Consider the following 5,053-nt stretch of genomic DNA (forward strand, 5'->3'; position numbering starts at 1 on the left):
AGATAATGTTGCATAGAATTATTAGAAAATTAAAAAAAGATAAAATAGTTAAAATTGAAAATAATGAGGTAGATATATTAGCTTTAAGAAAGAAAGCTGAAGAATACTATAGAAATAGAGATTTTTATTGTTCAGAAGCAGTTTTAAAAGTTTTAAAAGACTCTTTTGAAGCACCATATGGAGATGAAATTATAAAATTAGCATCAGGATTTCCAGTTGGAATGGGGAATGGATGTACATGTGGTGCAGTAAATGGTGGAGTAATGGCCATCGGTATGTTTTTTGGAAGGGGAGAAGCTGGTGGACCAGAAGTTAAGAAAAGTATGGAGTTAACAAAGGAGCTTCAAACAAAATTTACGGAAAAAAGAAAAGTTTGTTGTTGCAAAGTTTTGACTCGTGGAATGAGTTTAGGAACAAAAGAGCATATAAATCATTGTATTGAAATAACGGGGGAGTTAACAGAGATAACAGCAAGAATTTTAGCTAGAGAGTTGGGGTATAAGGAAAAATAGAAGATATGGGAAACCTAACACAAGAGATAGAAGCAATCTAGGCGTATATAAAGTTAGATGACAATGTTATAACTCATACTAAAAAATTTGCAGAGTTGTGTGGAAGTGAAAAAGGTTTGATAGCTTTGAAAAAATCTACATTGATTTTAGCTATGAGTGGGCTTGATTTACTCTCTGATTGGAATATGATAAAAAGTTTAGTAGAGGAAAACTAGTGCGTTTCCTCTATTTTTGTTGAGACAAACATCTATTTGAACAAAAGGTCATGATAAAAAAATGCTCAGAAAAAGTTACTTTTTTAACAAAGTCTTACAAACAAGAATATATACGTTGACATAAAAAGTATTTAAAGTTAGAATACTAATAGACTAAATTTTTTGGAGGAATTTATTAAATGTTAAATGAAAATATCGTTTTAAAAATGAAAGATATTGTTGAAAACTGTATGGGTGACTCAGAAGCTGCCTGTAAAAGTAATTGTCCAATGAACACTGATGTCAAGAATTATGTGAGATTAATAGGAGAAGGAAATGGACAAGAAGCAATAAAAGTTATTAGAGAAAAACTTTTTTTACCGGGAACGTTAGGTAGAATTTGTGCCCATCCTTGTGAACAAAATTGCAGAAGAGGAGAGGAAGATTCACCTATAGCAATAGCTTCATTAAAGAGATTTGCTGCTGATAATTTTGATAATGCAGAGAATTGGGATGTAGCTGTAAAGAATAAAAATGGTAAAAAAGTAGCCATAATTGGAGCAGGACCAGCAGGAGCTCAAGGTGCAATAGACTTGGCAAAAGAAGGATATGACGTTACAATATTTGATAAATTACCTGTATTTGGTGGAATGATGAGAGTTGGAATTCCTGAATACAGACTTCCAAGAGAGGTAATAGACAAAGAGTATTCTTTATTAGAGAAGTTAGGAGTAGAGATTAAACTATCTACAGAGATAGGAAAAGATATAAGTTTTGAAGAGTTAGAAAAAAATTATGATGCAATCTTAGTCGCTGTTGGAAAACAGTTAGGAAGAGTGGATAGATCTTTAGAAAATCACGATGCAGAAGGAGTTTTTCATGCAGCAGAATATTTAAAAGAGATATCTTTAACAAAGAATTTTAAAGGAGCAGGAAAAAGAGTTGCTGTTATTGGTGGTGGAGATGTTGCGATGGATTGTGCTAGATCTTCAAAGAGAGTTCCTGGAGTAGAAGTTGTTTATTCAATTCCTTTAGAGGCTACTTTTGAAAAAATGGCATCTTCAAATCATGAGATTCATGGAGCGATAGAAGAGAGTGTTGAATTCAAATTAGGAAATGGAATCAGCAGAATAATAGTGGATGAGAACAATAGAATATCTGGATTAGAGATAAAAAAATGTTTAAGTCTATTTGATGAAAATGGAAACTTCAATCCACAATTTGATGAAAATGTTAAAGAGATTATTGAGATAGATACACTTGTATTTGCTATAGGTCAGGGAGTTGATAACTCATTTGATTCAAGTAAAAAGTTAGTGACAAGAAGAAATGGAACATTTGAATCTGATAGATTGACTATGCAGTCGGTAAGCAATGAAAAAGTTTTCGTAGCAGGGGATTGTGCAAATGCGTTTATCGTTATTGAAGCGATGGCAGAGGGAAGAAGAGCTGCTAAGTCAATTGATAGATTCTTAAATGGAAAGAGTTTGGAAGAGGGAAGAACTTTAGAATCTGAAGGGGGATATAAAACAAAACTATATCTACCAACAGAGTATTTACCAGAGGGATGGGATACAGCTGAAAAGATTGAAAGAGTAGTTCCTGGAACAACTGACGGTGAAAAGAGAGTTAAAGATTTTTCAGAAGTTGAAAGAGTATTCACAAAAGAGGAAGCATTAAAAGAAGCTAATAGATGTTTACAGTGTGAGTGTAAACTTTGTATGAAAGAGTGTATAATGTTAAATGATTACACAGATTGTCCAAAGCACCTATTCAAAGAGTATATTGAAAAGGGTTGTGAAGAGATGGATGCTAAGATAGCTTACTCTTGTAATATGTGTGATCAGTGTACTTTAAAATGTCCAAAAGATTTTGATATAAAATCAAACTTTGGTGCTATGAGAAGTGAATATATTAAAGATAATGGTGGGAAATCACCTATGAAGGGACATAAAGCTATAGAGGTTCATCAATATTTAGGATACTCTAAAATGTTTAACACAACAAACCCAGCTCCTAATGGAAAGAAAACAAAATATGTATTTTTCCCAGGTTGTTCACTACCTTCATATAATTCTGCAGCTGTTGGAAATATAGTTGATCATCTGCAAGATAAATTAAATGGAGAGGTTGGATCATTACTGAAGTGTTGTGGAAAACCACCTAAGGCCTTAGGACAAGATGATCTATTTAAAGAGAGATTTAAGTCTGTTCAAAAAGAATTAGATAAGGTTAATGCAGAAACAGTTATTGTTGCGTGTCAATCTTGTTATGGAATATTCAATGTGTATGCAAAACAAAATGTGGTATCACTTTGGGAACTATTACCTGAGATTGGATTACCAGAATCTCAAATTGGTGTAGGAAAAAATTCAGATGTTAAATTTAATATACATGATTCATGCTCAATAAGAAAACAAACAAAAATCCATGATGGAATTAGATGGATTATGAAAGAGCTTGGATATGAGGTAGAGGAGTTAGAAAACTCAAGAGAGAAGACTAGATGTTGTGGATTTGGAGGAATGATTGTTCCAGCTGTACCAGAGATAGCTAAAAAAGTTATGGATAGAAGAGCAGCAGAAACAACAACAGGACATATGGTAACTTATTGTGCAGCTTGTAGAGAGTCAATGGAAAAAGGACACACAGATGCTCTTCATATAGTTGATTTAATATTTGGTGATAAGTATGAAAAATCAAAAGCTACAAAGAGAAATATGGGACCAGCAAAGCAATGGTTAACAAGATATAAATCAAAAATGGAACTTAACAAAAGAAAATAAGCAGAAAATAAATATAAAATCTGGAGGGTTAAGATGAAAAGAACTTTAATTTTAGGATCATTATTATTATCAATGGTAGCTTTTGGAAAAGATTACACTCAATATAAAACTGAAAAATTAGTAAGTGCTGAGACAGCTAAAAAAATTATAGAGACTGATAAAAATATAGTAGTTATAGATGTTAGACCAGAAGCAAAATTTTTAATTGGAAATGTAGAGGGATCTTATAGCATGTGGAGACCGGATATGGAGCCAAAAGATAAAAGATATGGTGATATTGGTGGTATGAGAGCTTCTAGAGAAGAGATGGAAGCTGAGTTAAATAAAATGGGTGTAACAAAAGATACAACACTTATCTTAATAGGTGATGGATTGGATGAGTATAGACTTTGGTGGATACTTGATATGTATGGAATGGAAAATGTAAAAATAGTTGACGGTGGATATACTGCTTTAAAAGATGCTGGTATAAAAACAAGATTTGGAAAGGAAGCTGACGAAAAGAAAGGTGACTTTAAATTTGCAAATACTCCAGATAAAGATACTTTAGCGACAATAGAGAGTGTAGAAGCGGCTATAAATAATCCAGCAGATGTTATAGTTGATACTAGAACTAGAAAAGAGTTCACAGGTGAAGAGCTAAAAAAAGGTGCTGTTGTAAAGGGAAGAATTCCAGGAAGCGTTTGGGTAGAGTGGACTGAGGCTACAAATAAAGATAAAACTATGAAATCTTATGACGAGTTAGTTGCTATTTATGAGCAAAAGGGAGTAACTCCAGATAAAGAGATTTTACCTTACTGTCAATCAGCAGTTAGATCAGCACATACAACATTTGTATTAAAAGAACTTTTAGGATATCCAACTGTTAAAAACTATGATGGTTCTTGGATTGAATGGTCTTATGCAGCAAAAGATGGAAAAGTAAAAGTGGAAACAGGAGAGTAGAATGAGTCAGAAAAAGAACCCAATAAAATTAATAATAATAGTATGTATTTTAGCAGCTGTTGTATTTGGATTAGTAAAATCAGGAGCTTTAGAATATTTAAAAGATAGACAAAAATTAGAAGCTTTAATTAAAGGTTTAGGAGTATGGGGACCAGTAGCATATATAGGATTATATGCAGTTGTAACGACAACTTGTATATCTGTATTACCACTAACTTTAGCTGGGGGGCTAATATTCGGTGCTGTAATGGGAATTATATACACAGCTTTAGGTGCTTGTCTAGGATTATCATTAGCGTTTTTAATAGCGAGATATATTGCTAGAAAACCTATTGAAGAAAAATTTGGTAAAACAGAGGCTTTCAGAAAAATAAATGATGGTGTTAAAAATGAGGGATGGTTTATACTTGCAACAACAAGATTATTACCAGTATTTCCTTTTGGAATCCAAAACTATGTTTATGGGTTAACACCAATAAGCTTTATTCAATATGCTTTATTATCAACAATATTTATTTTACCAGGAACATCTGTATTTGTATTACTAGCAGGAGCAGTTGCTTCTGGAGATATGAAAACAGCTGTTAAAATGTCGATAACAGCATCACTTATATTC

General features: G+C 32.6%; 4 protein-coding genes. All 4 read left to right on the forward strand.

Annotated features, from left to right (window positions below):
* Positions 1–512: C-GCAxxG-C-C family (seleno)protein (locus ACMOUI_RS03860; RefSeq protein WP_418964422.1), on the forward strand; the 512-nt coding region annotated here is incomplete at its 5' end.
* Between the two features lie 394 nt (positions 513–906).
* Positions 907–3,492 carry an FAD-dependent oxidoreductase gene (locus ACMOUI_RS03865; protein ID WP_418964423.1) on the forward strand — a complete coding sequence of 862 codons (2,586 nt, stop codon included), beginning with the start codon at positions 907–909 and terminating at the stop codon, positions 3,490–3,492.
* 33 nt (positions 3,493–3,525) lie between these two features.
* Positions 3,526–4,437: a sulfurtransferase gene (locus tag ACMOUI_RS03870; RefSeq protein ID WP_418964424.1), complete on the forward strand. Its 912-nt coding sequence runs from the start codon at positions 3,526–3,528 to the stop codon at positions 4,435–4,437.
* 1 nt (position 4,438) lies between these two features.
* Positions 4,439–5,053: TVP38/TMEM64 family protein (locus ACMOUI_RS03875; RefSeq protein ID WP_418964425.1), on the forward strand; the 615-nt coding region annotated here is incomplete at its 3' end.

The organism is Cetobacterium sp., from assembly GCF_048470075.1.
Taxonomy (GTDB): Bacteria; Fusobacteriota; Fusobacteriia; order Fusobacteriales; family Fusobacteriaceae; genus Cetobacterium_A.